Annotated in this window: 14 protein-coding genes; 6 read left to right on the plus strand and 8 right to left on the minus strand. The window is 70.6% G+C overall.

Going from position 1 to position 14,730, the window contains the following annotated elements; translation table 11 throughout:
• Positions 1 to 165: 165 nt before the first annotated feature.
• Positions 166 to 819 (minus strand): NAD(P)-dependent oxidoreductase, encoded by a 654-nt coding sequence (locus tag ACILR4_RS05300; RefSeq protein ID WP_395699794.1) that lies wholly within the window; start codon positions 817 to 819, stop codon positions 166 to 168.
• 79 nt (positions 820 to 898) lie between these two features.
• Here ACILR4_RS05300 and ACILR4_RS05305 point away from each other — a divergent pair, with 79 nt between their 5' ends.
• Positions 899 to 1,831 carry a LysR substrate-binding domain-containing protein gene (locus ACILR4_RS05305; RefSeq protein WP_395699795.1) on the plus strand — a complete coding sequence of 311 codons (933 nt, stop codon included), beginning with the start codon at positions 899 to 901 and terminating at the stop codon, positions 1,829 to 1,831.
• A gap of 322 nt (positions 1,832 to 2,153) precedes the next feature.
• Here ACILR4_RS05305 and ACILR4_RS05310 read toward each other — a convergent pair whose 3' ends face one another.
• The gene (locus ACILR4_RS05310; RefSeq protein WP_395699796.1) at positions 2,154 to 5,075 is read right to left on the minus strand and encodes a response regulator; all 2,922 of its coding nucleotides are present in this window, start codon (positions 5,073 to 5,075) and stop codon (positions 2,154 to 2,156) included.
• Positions 5,076 to 5,336: 261 nt separating this feature from the next.
• On the opposite strand from ACILR4_RS05310, the gene ACILR4_RS05315 reads away from it, so the two are divergent.
• The 3 genes from ACILR4_RS05315 to ACILR4_RS05325 all read left to right on the plus strand — a co-directional run bounded on the left by ACILR4_RS05315 (position 5,337) and on the right by ACILR4_RS05325 (position 8,190).
• On the plus strand, positions 5,337 to 5,795 hold the full coding sequence (locus tag ACILR4_RS05315; RefSeq protein ID WP_395699797.1) for a PAS domain-containing protein: 459 nt from the start codon (positions 5,337 to 5,339) through the stop codon (positions 5,793 to 5,795).
• Positions 5,792 to 7,459, plus strand: coding sequence for a response regulator (locus ACILR4_RS05320; RefSeq protein ID WP_395699798.1), 1,668 nt, complete (start codon positions 5,792 to 5,794; stop codon positions 7,457 to 7,459). Before ACILR4_RS05315 ends, ACILR4_RS05320 begins: the two co-directional genes overlap by 4 nt.
• A 95-nt stretch (positions 7,460 to 7,554) precedes the next feature.
• Positions 7,555 to 8,190: a response regulator gene (locus ACILR4_RS05325; protein ID WP_395699799.1), complete on the plus strand. Its 636-nt coding sequence runs from the start codon at positions 7,555 to 7,557 to the stop codon at positions 8,188 to 8,190.
• Between the two features lie 19 nt (positions 8,191 to 8,209).
• On the opposite strand, the gene ACILR4_RS05330 is transcribed toward ACILR4_RS05325, so the two are convergent.
• From ACILR4_RS05330 to dinB, 6 genes are all read right to left on the minus strand, one after another.
• Positions 8,210 to 9,001, minus strand: a complete 792-nt coding sequence (locus tag ACILR4_RS05330) for a fumarylacetoacetate hydrolase family protein (RefSeq protein WP_395699800.1) — start codon at positions 8,999 to 9,001, stop codon at positions 8,210 to 8,212.
• A 98-nt stretch (positions 9,002 to 9,099) separates the two neighbouring features.
• Positions 9,100 to 10,257, minus strand: coding sequence for an L-lactate dehydrogenase (locus ACILR4_RS05335; protein ID WP_395699801.1), 1,158 nt, complete (start codon positions 10,255 to 10,257; stop codon positions 9,100 to 9,102).
• 65 nt (positions 10,258 to 10,322) lie between these two features.
• Positions 10,323 to 11,237: a LysR substrate-binding domain-containing protein gene (locus ACILR4_RS05340; protein ID WP_395699802.1), complete on the minus strand. Its 915-nt coding sequence runs from the start codon at positions 11,235 to 11,237 to the stop codon at positions 10,323 to 10,325.
• Positions 11,238 to 11,268: 31 nt separating this feature from the next.
• Positions 11,269 to 11,757 (minus strand): hemerythrin domain-containing protein, encoded by a 489-nt coding sequence (locus ACILR4_RS05345; RefSeq protein ID WP_395699803.1) that lies wholly within the window; start codon positions 11,755 to 11,757, stop codon positions 11,269 to 11,271.
• A gap of 89 nt (positions 11,758 to 11,846) precedes the next feature.
• A complete protein-coding gene (locus ACILR4_RS05350) occupies positions 11,847 to 12,533 on the minus strand; it encodes a plastocyanin (protein ID WP_395699804.1) in 687 nt (228 codons plus the stop codon).
• A 37-nt stretch (positions 12,534 to 12,570) separates the two neighbouring features.
• Positions 12,571 to 13,734 (minus strand): DNA polymerase IV, encoded by a 1,164-nt coding sequence (gene dinB / locus ACILR4_RS05355; protein WP_395699805.1) that lies wholly within the window; start codon positions 13,732 to 13,734, stop codon positions 12,571 to 12,573.
• 85 nt (positions 13,735 to 13,819) lie between these two features.
• Here dinB and ACILR4_RS05360 point away from each other — a divergent pair, with 85 nt between their 5' ends.
• Entirely contained in the window at positions 13,820 to 14,149 is a 330-nt protein-coding gene (locus tag ACILR4_RS05360) for a hypothetical protein (protein WP_395699806.1), read from the plus strand.
• A gap of 1 nt (position 14,150) precedes the next feature.
• Positions 14,151 to 14,606, plus strand: a complete 456-nt coding sequence (locus ACILR4_RS05365) for a YybH family protein (protein WP_395699807.1) — start codon at positions 14,151 to 14,153, stop codon at positions 14,604 to 14,606.
• Positions 14,607 to 14,730 lie beyond the last annotated feature (124 nt).

A 14,730-nucleotide genomic window follows, 5' to 3' on the forward strand; every position in this document is an offset into this window, starting at 1 on the left:
GTCAGCATCGAGCGCTGGGAGATCGGCTCCAGGACCTACGAGGCCGCCAGCGCGCTGGCCGCGCTGCCCGACAACGTCGACAAGCCGCTGGCGGACTTCCTGGTCGAGCTCGTGGGGCAGGCCCCGCTGCCCTCGCCGGGCGATGGCTTCGGCGGATGAGGGCGATCAGTTCGCGGCGGTGAAGCGCTGCTGCGGGTGGCGCGGTGTCTCGAGCTCGTCGACCACCGCGACCGCGAGGTCCTGCACCGAGATGCTGGCCGGCTTGTCGCCGTCCATCAGCAGCTGCTCGCCGCCCAGGCGGTAGTGGCCGGTGCGCTGGCCGGGCTGCAGCATCGCGGCCGGCGACACCAGGGTCCAGTTCAGCGCGGTCTCGCTGCGCAGCTCGGTCAGCGCATCGCGCGCGGCCTGCGCGCCGGGCACGATGTTCGGCGGCACGTGGTCCAGGAAGGCCGGCGTGTCGACCAGCTGCACGCCCGGTGCCACGAACAGGCTGCCGGCACCGCCGATCACCAGCAGGCGCGGCGCCTTCGCCCGCTTGCTGCCGGCGACGATGGCGCGGTGGCCTGCGGTGAAGCGCTCGTACAGCGCCGGGTCGTTCCAGCCGGGGTTGAAGGCGCTCAGCACCACGTCATGGCCTTCGACGGCCTGGGCCACCTGGGCTGCGTCATACACATCCGCCTGCACGATGCCGAGGCCTTCGCGGGCTGGCAGCTTGGCGGGGTCGCGCACCAGCGCGGTGACGGTGTGTCCGCGCTGCAGCAGTTCGTTCAGCAGGGCCGATCCGACGAAGCCGGTGGCGCCGATCAGGGCGACTTTCATCTCGTTCTCCAACGCGGGTTGATGCGATGGCGAGATGATCCTGGCTTCACAATCGGCCGACTAGACGGCTGGAATCGCAATGTCTTTGAAGCCAATCTTCAAGATGGACGACCTGCAGGCCATGGCCGTGTTTGCCGAAGTGGTGCGCCAGGGGTCGATGAGCGCGGCCGCGCGCCAGCTGGCGATGACGCCCTCGGCGGTGAGCCAGCGCGTGCGCGCGCTGGAGGCCGCGCATGGCGTGACGCTGCTGCACCGCTCGACCCGCAAGCTCGAACTCACCGAGGTCGGCGCGCGCGTGCATGCGCATTGCCTGGCGGTGGTGCAGGCGGCCGAGGCCGCGCGCGAACAGATGCAGCGCTCGCGCGACACGCTCGAGGGCGAGCTGCGCATCTCGGCCCCGGTGGGTTTCGCGCGCCACGTGGCGCCGGCGTTGGCGCCGCTGCTGGCCCGGCACCCGGCGCTGACGCTGCGGCTGGTGGTCGACGACCGCATGATCGACCTGATCGACGCGCGCATCGACCTGGCGCTGCGCGCCGGCCGGCTGGCCGATTCGAGCTGGGTGGCGCGGCGGCTGTGCAGCTTCCAGTGGGTCCTGTGCGCGGCGCCGGCCTACCTGGCGCAACGCGGCACACCCCAGGCGCCGGCCGACCTGCTAATGCATGAATGGATCGGCCACGAGACCGGCGCCGGCGGATTCCCGATCGAGCTGCAGCGCGCGGGCCGGCCGCAGGAGGCCGAGCGCATCCGCGTCGAGCCGCGCATCGTCAGCAACAACCAGCTGACGATCGGGCAGATGTGCGCCGCCGGCCTGGGCCTGGCGCTGCTGGTGCGGCCCGATGCCGACGACGACCTGCGCGCCGGCCGCATCGTGCCGCTGCTCGCCGACTGGCAGCTCGCTTCGACCCCGGTGTGGGCCGTGGTGCCGCAGCGCGACACCCAACCGGCCAAGGTGCGCCACGCGATTGCCGCGCTGCAGACCGCGCTGCGGGCGCTGCCCGGGGCCGTGCCGTGATGCCGGGGTCGGGTTGCCCGCGGTGCCTCATCAGCACCCGCCTGCGATCCAGCCGAATCCTCGCACGCGCCGACAAGAATTCCCGACGCTCGTGTGCTTTGGTAGGCGGCGCAGTTGTCGATGCAAGCACCAAGGCCAACAGGGCTCTGCAACATCGGGAGTGACATCGCCGTGGATCGCGAACGTGCCGCGGGACGAGGGCATCAGGCCGGCGCCGGCGCCCAGTCCCGACCATCCCAGGACCTGGACTATTTCCTGCGTCGACCGCCGGGCGCCGAGTCCGACGCGTGGGGGTGCCCCGCGCCGCCGATGTTCGGCCCATTCAGGCATCGCTTTCGGCCTCGTGTCGCGGCGGCGGCAGACGCGCCAGCTGATCAATGACGTGGGCTTGCGCTTCGGTCAGCGCATGAACCTGCGAGGCCCGATCTTGCGAAGGTCGGCCGTCAGTGGGTTGCGCCAGGACATTGGCGAGCCGGGCCACTTCGCCGAAGCCGAGGATCGATGCCGCGCCCGCCAGTGCATGCGCGCGGCGCGCCAGCGCGGCGTTGTCGCGCATTGCCAGGCTCTGGCCGATCATGGCCGGGTCGGCGGCATGCTGGCTGGCATAGGTGGCCAGCAGCAGACGGTACATCGTGATGTCGCCGCCCAGGCGGTCGAGCGCAGCGCGGACCTGCACCGCCGGCAGCAGCCCGGCGAGCGCATCGGCATCGAGCATGCCGCGCGCAATGCCATCGTTCGCTGGCTCCGGCGCCCCCGGCTCGGGGTCCGGTATTCGCGGGGCGATCCAAGCCAGCAGCGCAGCGTTCAGTTCGGCCGGGTCGATCGGCTTGGCGAGGTGGCCGTTCATCCCGGCTTCGCGGCATTCGCGACGGTCCTGCGCAAAGGCCGAGGCGGTCAGCGCCAGCACCGGTACCCCGGCGCAATGGGGCAGGCGGCGCAGCAGGCGGGTGGCCTGCAGGCCGTCCATCAGCGGCATCTGCACGTCCATCAGCACGAGATCGAACCGTTCGGCTTCGAGGTACTCGAGCGCCTGGACGCCGTTGCCGGCCACCACCACGTTCAAGCCGGCGCGGCGCAGCAGTTCACGAACCACCTCCTGGTTGACCGGGTTGTCCTCGGCGACCAGCACACGCGCACCGCGCAGGCCGTGAAGCCCCTCGTGCGCCGCGTCGGCCCGCAAAGTCGGGGGCCGGCTGGTGCCGGGCACGCCGCGCTCGAGCAGCACGATGGCGTCCATCAGGCGCGAGGGCGTGATCGGCTTGGTGAGCACCCCGTCGGTGGGGATGGCCCCGGCCAGAGCGAGCGTGCGCTCCATGCTGGAGGCCGACACCAGGATCATGATCGACGGCCGTTCCAGGCGGGCCGGATGGGTGGCCCGCCGCAGCTTGTGCGCCAATCCGCCTTCCTCGGCAATGGCCGTCGTGCGTTCATCGAGCAGCACCAGCTGGAACGGCGCCCCGTCGGCTTCGGCCTGATGCAGCAGCGCCAGCGCCGCGGCGGCCGAGTCTGCCGGCGCGACCGGGAAGCCCCAGGATTCGAGCATCTGCCTCAGGATGCGTGACGAGGTGTCGTGCGGATCGATCAGCAGGGTTCGCAGGCCGCGCTCCGGCCCGCGCAGCGGTTCGTCCAGGCCTTGGGCGGGCAACGCCAGGCGGGCCGTCATGCTGAACTCGGAACCCTGGCCCGGCGCGCTCACGACGCTCACTTCGCCGTCCATCATGCGGGCCAGTCGCTGACTGATGGCCAGGCCCAGACCGGTGCCGCCGAATCGCCGCGTGGTCGACTCGTCCGCCTGCGTGAAGGGTGCGAACAGGCGCGCCAGCTGCGCCGGTGACATGCCAATGCCGGTGTCGCGCACGAAGAAGCGCAGTCGCGCGCCGGGCCCGTCCTGGCCCAGCGATTCGACGCCGAGCAGCACTTCGCCGCGCTCGGTGAACTTGATCGCATTGCCAACCAGATTGTTCAACACCTGCGACAGGCGCAGCGTGTCACCCACCAGGCGCCGGGGCAGGCCGGGCGGCAGGTCGACCAGCAGCGCCAGTCCGGCTTGTTCGGCGCGTGCGGAGTGCAGGCTGGCGACGTCGTCCAACAAGGCCTCGAGCTCGAACATCTCGTGTTCCAGGCGCAGCTTGTCCGCTTCGAGCTTCGAGTAGTCGAGGATGTCGTCCAGCAGCCGCATCAGCACCTTCGAGGCCGATTGCACCTTGGTGAGGTAGTCGCGCTGCCGGGCGTCGAGCGCGGTGTCCAGCGCCAGGTGGGTCAGGCCGAGGATCGCGTTCATCGGCGTTCGGATCTCGTGGCTCGTATTGGCCAGGAAGCGCCCCTTGGCCTCGTCGGCGGCCAGCGCCGCGTCGCGGGCCTGGGCCAGCTCGGCGACCCGCTCGCGTTCGGCGCGGTGCAGCTCGACCACGTGCTGGTGCAGGCGCGCGTGCTCCACCAGCAACTCCATCAGCACGTAGCTGGCCGCGAGCAGGCCGAAGATCCGGCCGGCGTAGAAGCCGAGGTCGAAGCGCCCGCCGTTGAACAGCGCCGACAGCCCGATGTCGCAGATCCAGGCCACCATCACCACGCGCAGCCACAGGTGCAGCACCTGGCGGCGGCGAATGCGCCACAACATCGCCAGCGCGAGCAGGCAGGTGATCCACACGGTGCCCACCACCACAGGCATCACCTGGGTGTAGCGGCTGCCGCTCATGATCGGCGGTAGCAAGTCCTGGCCCCGGGTTGCCAGTGCAGCGAGCCCCGCCACTGAAGCGCATGCCACCCCTGTCACCACGTGCCCCGACCAGGGGCGCCGGGCGGTGCGTTCACCTGCCAGGGCGAAGCCGATCACGAACAGCGGGAATCCGCCGTGCCAGAACATGAACAGCCAGGCCGTGCTCTGCATGCCAGCGCCCAACAGGCCATCCGGGCTGAACAGGCCAGGGAAGCTGGACAGATGCACGGATGCCAGCAGTGCCGTGAACAGGTAGCCGCAGGCCAGCAGGCCGACGCCGATGTGCCGGTGAATGCGGTGCTGTCCATACAGCAACAGCGCGGTGACCACGTCGCCGAAGATCAGCATCGACTCGTAGACCGGCACGAAGCCCGGCACCGGCGCCAGGGGTCGGGTCGCAATCGGGGCGAGGGCCGCAAGGGCCGCCAAAGACGCCCCCATCGCCACGACCGCGCGCCGGCGCATCGCACCCGATGCCACGTCATGCACCAGCACCAGCGCGTCCGGGTCACGGTCTTCAACTTGCATCAGTGCCTCCCTTGGTGGTGGGACCCTCGGGGATCCAGCCAGGCCCGTGCTACGGCTGATCCTAGCGCACGATATGCAGTGACGCCATGCCGGTGGTCCGACGGGTGGCGCGTCCGGGTCGTGCGTACCAGGTGCGATCGAGCGGAATCCTGGCCTGTCGGATCAAGACGTCCCCACAACTCGCGCGGCGGCGGATGGCCGACATAGGTGGCATGCGCACGACCGGCGTGCGCCTGTTTCGTCGAACCCGCCCGGAGTCCCATGCCGACGCTTGCCGACCGCCCCCTCGCAGCGAATCCGTTCGTCACCGTGTCACCGGGACTCGTCTGCGTGATGACCCTCGATGCCGCCCGCCGGATCACGCATGCGAACGCCGACATGCGTCGGGCGCTGGGCTTCGGGGCGAAGGCCTGCGCCGATCGGCCGCTGCGCAGTTGCTGCCATCCCGACATGCCGCCGCAGGTGCTGCGCGATGTCTGGGTCATGCTGGATGATGGGCTTGTCTGGTCCGCGCCACTGAAGTGGCTGCGCGCCGATGGCGCGGGCCTGTGGATGCGCACGGTCTTCGCGCCGATGCAGCGTGGCGCCAGCGATGGTTGCAGCATGGTGGTGGGCCTGGCGGTGTCGGTCTCACAGGTGCAGGCGGCCGAGCGGGTGTACGGCGCGATGCGGCGCCATCGGGCCGAGCGCGAATCGGCCTTCGCCGGGGGCGAGCGATGAGCGCGACCGCCCCGGCGGCGCCTGTGGCGCTCTGGCCCCTGGCGCCACGCGGGGGCTTTGCGCTGGAGCGCTGCCATGCCCTGGTGATCGATGGCAATCCTGCCTCTCGATCGGTGCTTGCCGCGATGCTGCGCGACTTCGGAGTCGGCAGCGTCACGCAGTCCAGCCGCGCCCAGGACGCCCGCCGCTTGATCGAGCATCGCCACTTCCACATCATCATCTGCGAGTACCACTTCGACGGGCAGCCGATGACCGGCCAGGACCTGATGGACGATCTGCGGCTCGCGCAGTTGCTGCCCTTGTCGACCGTGGTCGTGATGATCTCCAGCGAGGCTGCCTACGCCCACGTGGCCGAGGCAGCCGAGGCTGCACTCGATGCCTACCTGCTGAAGCCGCACACGGTGACGGCGCTGCGCGATCGCATTCTCCAGGCGATGCGTCGCAAGCTCGAGCTCAGGGACGTGATCGACCACATCGAGGATGGCCGCTTCGATCAGGCGCTATCGGCCTGCGAAGCCCGCTCGACTGCCCGCGCGGCGAACTGGCTCAATGCCGCGCGCATCGGGGCCGAGTTGTGCCTGCGGCTGGGCCGCATGGACCGCGCGATGGCCTTGTTCGAGGCCATCCTCTCGACGCACGCCCTGCCCTGGGCCCGCCTGGGCTATGCCCGGACCGAGTACCAGGCTGGTGGCGTGCAGCAGGCCCGACGCACGCTGGAGAGCCTGCTCAACGACCAGCCGGGCTACGCCGACGCCTACGACGTGATGGGCCGGGTGCTGCTGGACCAAGGCGAACCGGAAGCGGCGCTGCACGCTCTGCGCCGCGCCTGCGGCCTCACGCCGGGCAGCGTGGCGCGACTTCAGAAGCTGGGTCTGCTGGCCTTCTACCACGGGGATCCGGCGGAGGCGGCCCGTGCGCTGCAGCGTGCCGCGGCGCTGGGAATGCACTCCAAGGTGTTCGACATGCAGACGTTGGTGCTGGTGGGCGCCCTGCAGTTCGACCAGAACGACGCCCGCGGGCTCGGACAATCGCTGCGCAGCATCAGCGCGATGCGCGAGAGTCAGCCGCAGAGCGCGCGCCTGCGCCGCTTCGAGCAAGTGCTGCAGGCCTTGCAGCAGCTGCAGTTGAGGCGCGTTGCGGATGCGATGGCGACCACCCAGTGCGCGGTGTGCGAACTCAAGGAGTCCAACTTCGAGTTCGAGGCGGCGTGCAACCTGCTGTCACTGTTGTCGCGCCTGGTGTCGCGCGAGCTACGGCCCGACGGGCTGGAGGATTGGGTGCGCACACTGGCGGATCGCTTCGCGGTGTCGCGCACCAGCTGCGAGTTGCTGTGCCGTGCCTGCCAGGCGGTGCCGGCGCTGGCGCAGCTGGTACGGCAGAGCCATGGCCGGGTGTGCGACCAGGCCGAGGCGGCCGTGGCCCATGCCGTGGCGGGGCGACCCAGGCAGGCGGTGAGTGAGCTGCTGGCGCACGCCGAGCATTCGCTCAACGCCAAGCTGATCGAGCTGGCGCTGCAGACCTTGCTGCGGCACCATGCCGCCATCGGCGGCGCCGACGAGCTGGTCGAGCGGGCGAAGCGGCTGGATCGGTGCTATCGCAGCTACGGCACGCAGGTGCAGTTGAGGTGGTCGGCCAGGCAAACCGACTGGACCCGAGCCGCCTGAGCCGAGGCGGGGGGGGGCACGCGGGGCGTCTCGACGGCGCCTGCCGGTCGCGGAAGAATGGGGTCCATCCGCCTGCTTGCGGGAGGGCCGGCACCATGATCCGTCTATTTCTCGTCGACGACCACGCCCTGGTCCGGGACGGACTGCGGGCGATGGTCGAACGGGCCGGCCACATCGTCGTCGGCGAGTCCGGCACGCTGGAGCAGGCCCTGACCGGGGTCGTTGCCAGCAGTCCCGATGTGGTGCTCGTCGACCTCAACCTCGGCGAGCGTTCGGGGCTGGAACTGCTGGTGGAGCTGCAGCGGCGCCGCGTCACTGCCCGGGCTGTCGTGATCACCATGTCCGAGCGCGCCGCGGACGTGGCCGCGGCGCTGCGGCATGGCGCCTGTGGCTATGTGCTGAAGGGTTCGCGCGCACCGGTGCTGATGGCCGCGATTGAGGCCGCGCAACGCGGCGAGCGATTCCTGGGGCTGACCGAGGCCGACCTGGCCCTGCAGGGCATGGCCGCGGCCTCCGCGGGGCCCGCGCCGCTGACCCCGCGTGAACGCCAGGTGCTGGCGCTGGCCGCACATGGCCGCACCAGTGCGGCGATAGGGTCGGCGCTGCATCTTTCGCCCAAGACAGTCGACAGCTACCGCCACCGCGCAATGCAGAAGCTGTCGCTGGCCGATACGGCGGCGATCGTCCGGTGGGCCATCCGCGAAGGGCTGATGGCGCTGGACGCCGAGTAGCGCGCGCCCGTCGCTGCCTTCAGGTGATGCGGATGCCCAGGTTCGGCAGGCCGTCGATGTGGCAGTCGATCACGTCGCCCCTGACCACCGGGCCCACGTTCTCCGGCGTGCCGGAATAGATGATGTCGCCGGGCTGCAGCTCGAAGGCCTGGCTGAGCTTGCTGATCTGCTCGGCCACGCTCCAGATCATCTGCTTCAGGTTGGCGTTCTGCTTGAGCTGGCCATTCACCTTGAGCCAGATCGCGCCCTGCGTGAAGTGGCCGATCTGGCTGGCCAGGTGCAGCGGGCCCAGCGGCGCCGAGCGGTCGAAGCTCTTGCCGATCTCCCAGGGCTTCTTCTCGTCGCCCATCGCGCGCTGCAGGTCGCGGCGTGTCATGTCCAGGCCGATGGTGTAGCCGTAGACGTGTGACAGCGCCTGCGCAGGGTCGATGTTGCGGCCGCCCTGGTGCAGCGCGGCCACCAGTTCCACCTCGTAGTGGTAGTTCTTGGTCAGCGTCGGGTAGGGGTGGTCGGCCACCGTGCCGGGCGCGACGTTCTGGATCGCGTCGGTGGGCTTCTGGAAGAAGAACGGCGGCTCGCGGTTGGGGTCCGAGCCCATCTCGCGCGCATGCGCGGCGTAGTTGCGGCCGATGCAGTAGATGCGCCGCACCGGGAACACCAAGTCGCTGCCGACGATCGGGATGTAGGTGTCGGCCACCGTGAACGGCGTCTTCGGCGTGTTGGCGGCGTTGCCGGGCAGGGCGCACCCGGCCACCGCTCCCAGCGTGGCGGTGGCGGTGGTGTTCAGCAGCGCGCGGCGGTTCAGCGTCATGGTCGTGTCTCCATCGGGGATCGGTCGATCGCCGATGCTCGCGCCACCGCCGCCGCGCGACAACGCGGTGTTACCCCGCGACCAATGCGGACCTTTGCTCAGGGCAGCGGGTAGGTGCCGGGCAGCAGGATGTCGCGCCCGACGTTCACGAGCTGCGTGTGGCCGCAGAAGGCCATCGTCACGTCGAGCTCCTTGTGGATGATCTGCAGCGCCTTGGTGACGCCGGCCTCGCCCATCGCGCCCAGGCCATAGACCATCGCGCGGCCGATCATCGTGCCGCGCGCGCCCAGCGCCCAGGCCTTCAGCACGTCCTGGCCCGAGCGGATGCCGCCGTCCATCCACACTTCGAGCTTGTCGCCCACCGCCTCGACGATGGCCGGCAGCGCCGAGATGCTCGACGGTGCGCCGTCGAGCTGCCGGCCGCCGTGGTTGCTGACGACGATGGCGTCGGCGCCGCTCTGCGCGGCGAGCTTCGCGTCCTCGACGTCCATGATGCCCTTGAGGATCAGCTTGCCGCCCCAGCGCTCCTTGACCCAGGCCACGTCGGGCCAGGACAGGCGCGGGTCGAACTGCTCGTTGGTCCAGGCCGCCAGCGAGCTCATGTCGCTGACGCCCTTCACATGGCCGACGAGGTTGCGGAAGGTGTGGCGCCGGGTGCCCAGCATCCCCAAGCACCAGCGCGGCTTGGTCATCAGGTTGACGATGTTGCGCAGCGTGGGCCGCGGCGGCGCGGTGAGGCCGTTCTTCAGGTCCTTGTGGCGCTGGCCGATCACCTGCAGGTCCAGCGTCAGCACCAGCGCGCTGCACTTGGCGGCCTTGCAGCGGTCGATCATGCGGGCCATCGCGTCGCGGTCGCGCATCATGTAGAGCTGGAACCAGAACGGCGCGCTGGTGTGCTCGGCGATGTCCTCGATCGAGCAGATGCTCATCGTCGACAGCGTGAACGGGATGCCGAACTTCTCGGCCGCACGCGCGGCGTGGATCTCGCCATCGGCATGCTGCATGCCCGTCAGGCCCACCGGCGCGATGGCCACCGGCATCTTCGCGGCCTGGCCGACCATCGTCACCGCGGTGCTGCGGTTCTCCATGTTCACCGCGACGCGCTGGCGCAGCTTGATGCCCTGGAAGTCGGCGCTGTTGGCGCGGTAGGTGCCTTCGGTCCAGCTGCCGGAATCGGCGTAGTCGTAGAACATGCGCGGCACGCGCTGCTCGGCCAGCACGCGCAGGTCTTCGATGGTGGTGATCACGGTGCTCATGGGCTGTCGTCTCCTCGTGAGCCCGGATGCTAGCGGCGCGGCCCGCGGCGAAGCCGGAAACTTCGTCAGGGCAGGGCGGAAAGCCAGGCGGCCGACTGGGCGCGTGCGGTGTCGCAGATCTCGTGCAGCCACTGCGCGAAGGCGTCGGTCGCGGCCGAGGGCCGGTGGGTGGCCAGGTAGTAGGGGTTCGCCGCCGCCGAGGTGACGCGGAACAGCGGCACCAGCGTGCCGGTGGTCAGCCAGTGCCGCGCCAGCGTCGGCCGGGCCAGCGTGATGCCCTGGCCCGAGACCGCGGCTTCCATCGTCATGCCCAGGTCCACCAGCCGCGGGCCGCTGGCGGGTTCGGGCCAGTCCAGCCCGGCGGCCTGGAACCATGGCAGCCACGGCTCGAGTGGCGAGCGCAGCAGCGGTGCCTGCGCCAGGTCGGCCGGCGTGCGCAGCGGCGGCAGGCGTGCCAGCAGCGCGGGCGCGGCCACCGGCAGCACGCGGTCGTCCAGCAGCAGCTCGCCCTTGTCGGCGCCGGTGCGCACCTCGATGTCGGCATCGTGCGGCGAGCTGTCGAGGTAGGGAATCGACAGCAGCAGTTCGAGCTCGATGCGCGGATGCGCCTGCGTGAAGCTCTCGAGCTGCGGCACCAGGATCTGGCGCGCGAAGGTGGGCGGCGTGGTCACGCGCAGCCGCGTGATGCGCTGCACCGCGCGCTGGTGCAGCGGCATGGCCTGCAGCATGCCCAGCGCGGTGCTCACCTGGCCCAGGTATTCCTTGCCCGCGGCGCTGAGCGCCAGCGTCTTGCCGGTGCGCAGCAGCAGCGGCGTGCCGACCAGGTCTTCCAGCGTGCCGACGCGCTTGCTCACCGCACTGGCGGTGATGGCCAGTTCGTCCGCGGCGCGCTCGAAGGTGCCCAGCCGGGCTGCCGCCTCGAAGGCCCGCAGGCCGTCGATCGACGGAAACCGGGTGGCGCGGACGGCTTTGGCGGACATGGCCGCCGACTGTAGCGGCAGCCCCGCGGCTTCAGCCGCCGCAGCTGCTGCCGCCGCAGCCGGTGATGGCGCCGGCGGCCGGCGCCTGTGCGCATTGGCCGCTGGCGATGTCCAGCCCGACGGATTCCAGGTGCTGCGCCAGCGCGGCATCCATCATCTTCGCGTGCTGCGGAAACCACACCGCCAGTTCGCGCACGGCAATGCGCAGCGGCTCGAAGTCCGGCGCATCGGTCAGCCGGGCGCGGCGGGCGCATTCCTGCATCACCTGCAGCACGGCCTGGTGCTGGAAGCTGTGGCAGTTCTCGGGCGCGAAGCCGCTGGCCTGCATCCAGCGGTCCTCCTGGCCGAAGTGCTCGATGGTGTGGGCGACCAGGGTGTCGAAGCGGGCCAGCAGCGCGGCTTCCTGGCCCGGTGCCAGCACCGCATCGGCCGCGGCCAGCAGTTCGATGAACTCCTGGTGGGTCAGGTCCATTTGCGGGTGTTGCAGCGCGAGGTCGTCGGTCCAGGCAAGGGTGCTCATCGGTCGGGCGAGAAATGCGGATCGTGCAGCCTAGCCGCTGCCGGCCCAGCAGGGCTTGCGTGGCGTCAAGCAGGCCGTGGAAGCGGCGTTCAGTACTTGTCGTAGCCGGAGGCCGGGGCGGCGGATCGGCGCCGCGGCGCGAAGTTCAGGGGCGCTTCGATGCTCATCGCGCCAGCGGCCTGCACCCGCTGGGTGGCCTGGTCGGTCAGCTGGTCGGGGTGCCAGAGCTTCAGCTCCACCTGGCCGTCGGGCACGTTGGTGATGCGGGCCACGCCCTTGTCGTCGGTCACCGCATACCAGGGCGTGGGGCTCACCAGCACGTGGCCGCGCATTGACCCGTGCAGGTGGCAGCCGAGCACGATGCTGCCGGGTACCTCCAGCTTCAGGTCGGCCGGCGGCCCTTCCTTGCCGTTCTTCATGGCGGCCATGCGGAACTCGAATTCCTTGGCCGGCGCCACGTTGCCCAGCGGGCCGCCGGGCTGCGAACGCACATGGTGGTCGTAGCGATCGCGGTTGACGAAGCGCACCGTGCCGCCCACCGGCACCACGGTGACGAAGGGCACGAAGCGGATGTTCTGCTGCGCGATCACGGCCGGCTCGGGCAGCGGCTGCTGCGGCCAGGCCGCGGTGGGCTGCACCAGCACCGCGACATCGGCGGCGGGCTTGCCGTCGGGCGTGGTGACGGTGACCTGCAGCTGGGCGGCCGAGGCCAGGCCACAGCTCAGCAGGCCGGTGAGGGCCGCGACGGCGACGCAGGCAAGCGAGGTCTTGGGCATGGTGCGGATCTTCCTGGGGAGTGGTTGGGGACGGCGCTCAGTGCGACACGGTGGCCGGCGCCGCGCGCCGCAGCGCACTTACGCGAACCCCGAGCAGGCGGATGCGCCGGCTCAGGTCCACCCGCTTCAGGCACAGCCCCGCGGCCAGGCGGATGGTGCTGGCCTCGGCGGTGGGTTGCTCGATGGTCATGTCGCGCGTGACGGTCTTGAAGTCGTCGAAGCGCAGCTTGATGCCGATGGTGCGGCCGACGTAGCCCTTTCGCTGCAGGTCGACCGCCACCTGCTCGACCAGCTCGGTGAACACACCGGAGAGCTCGCTGCGGTCGCGCCGCGCATGCAGGTCGCGCTCGAAGGTGGTCTCGCGGCTCATCGACACCGGCTCGCTGCGGGTGGACACCGGCCGGTCGTCGCGGCCGTGGGCGGCGTCGTGCAGCCACTGGCCGTAGCTGCGGCCAAAGTGCTGCACCAGCCAGCCCCGCTCGCAGGCGGCCAGCTCGGCGATGGTGTGGATGCCCAGGCCGGCCAGCTTGTCGCCCGCCTTCGGCCCGATGCCGTTGATGCGCCGCACCGGCAGCGGCCAGATGCGCTCGGGCAGGTCCTCGTGCGTCAGCAGGGTCAGGCCGTCGGGCTTGTCCAGGTCGGAGGCGATCTTCGACAGCAGCTTGTTCGGCGTCACGCCGATCGAGCAGCTCAGCCCTGTGGCGCCCCGCACGTTGTTCTTGATGTCCAGCGCGATCGCGCGCACGCCGCCGTGGGGATCGTGCGCCACGCTGTCCTGCGCGCCGGGTTGCTCGGTCAGGTCGATGTAGATCTCGTCGATGCCGCGGTCCTCGATCACCGGTGCCACCTCGGCCACCGCGGCCTTGAAGCGGCGCGAGTACGCGCGGTACTGCTCGAAGTCGGTGGGCAGCAGGATGGCCTGCGGCGCGCGCAGCGCGGCCTTCATCAGCCCCATGCCCGAGTGCACGCCGAGGTCGCGCGCCGGGTAGGTGGCGGTGGTGATCACGCCACGGCCGGTGTAGTGCTGCAGCGTCGCGAAGCGGCGCGAGCCATCGGCCAGGCGCTCGGGCTGGTGGCGCCGGCCGCCGCCGATGACCACCGGCAGCCCCTTCAGCTCGGGGTAGCGCAGCAGCTCGACGGAGGCATAGAACGCATCCATGTCGAGGTGCGCAATCCAGCGGCGCGGCGGGTGGCTGCTCATGGCGCCGCATTGTGATGCCGGGCTGCTGACAACGCCCCGGCCACTTCGTACTACGATCGCAGCAGTCCATTGCAGGAGCCCGGTGATGAACACCAAGTCCGCCAAAAGAGCGCTGGCCGATTCGGCGCTGGCCCTGATCGCCGGTTGCGCGGCGATCGCGATGTTCCTGCCACCGATGGTGCACAGCACCACCGCTTCGGTCCCGCGCACCGTGGCGGTCGCGCTGGCCATCGCATTGGCGCTGCCACTGCACTGGGTGCTGCTGGGCATGGCGGCGCGGCGCATGGGCCGCTCGGTGCTGGGCAGCGTGGCGGCGGCGATCCTGCTGTTTCCGGTGGGTGGCGCGGCGGCACTGATCCTGCTGGGCTGGCTGGCGCACGAAGAGCCGCAGGGCTTGCCTGCGGCCAGTCATTGAGATGCGCCGTCTGGCCGCCGGCCTGGGGCTGGCGATGACGCTGGGCGCTGCCGCGGCGCAGGGTGCGCCCGATCTGGAGCTGCTGCGCAAGCAGGTCACCGAGACGGAAAAGGCCTTCGCCCGCTCGATGGCCGAGCGCGACTTCGCGGCCTTCGCGCGGCACCTGTCCGAAGGCACGGTGTTCTACGGCCGCAGCGTGTTGCGCGGCAAGGCGGCGGTGATGGCGGCCTGGAAGCCCTTCTACGAAGGCGACAAGGCGCCGTTCTCCTGGGAGCCCGACCAGGTGGACGTGCTGCCAGACGGCACGCTGGCGCACTCCAGCGGCCCGGTGCGCGACGAGAACGGCAAGCGCGTGTCGCGCTTCAACTCGGTGTGGCGCCAGGAGAGCCCGGGCGTCTGGCGCATCGTGTTCGACAAGGGCCAGCCGCTGTCCGAGGCCGAGAAGCAGCTGCCCTGACGCCGCGGCCTCAGCCGCCCAGGTGCTGCACGAACCAGTCGCTTGGGTTCCAGCGCCTGCTGGTAGGCGGCCAGCGCCAGGTCGCTGACCGCGAGCCGGTCGTCACGCGCGACGATCATCAGCA

Source organism: Aquabacterium sp., from assembly GCF_044226965.1.
Taxonomy (GTDB): domain Bacteria; phylum Pseudomonadota; class Gammaproteobacteria; order Burkholderiales; family Burkholderiaceae_C; genus Pseudaquabacterium.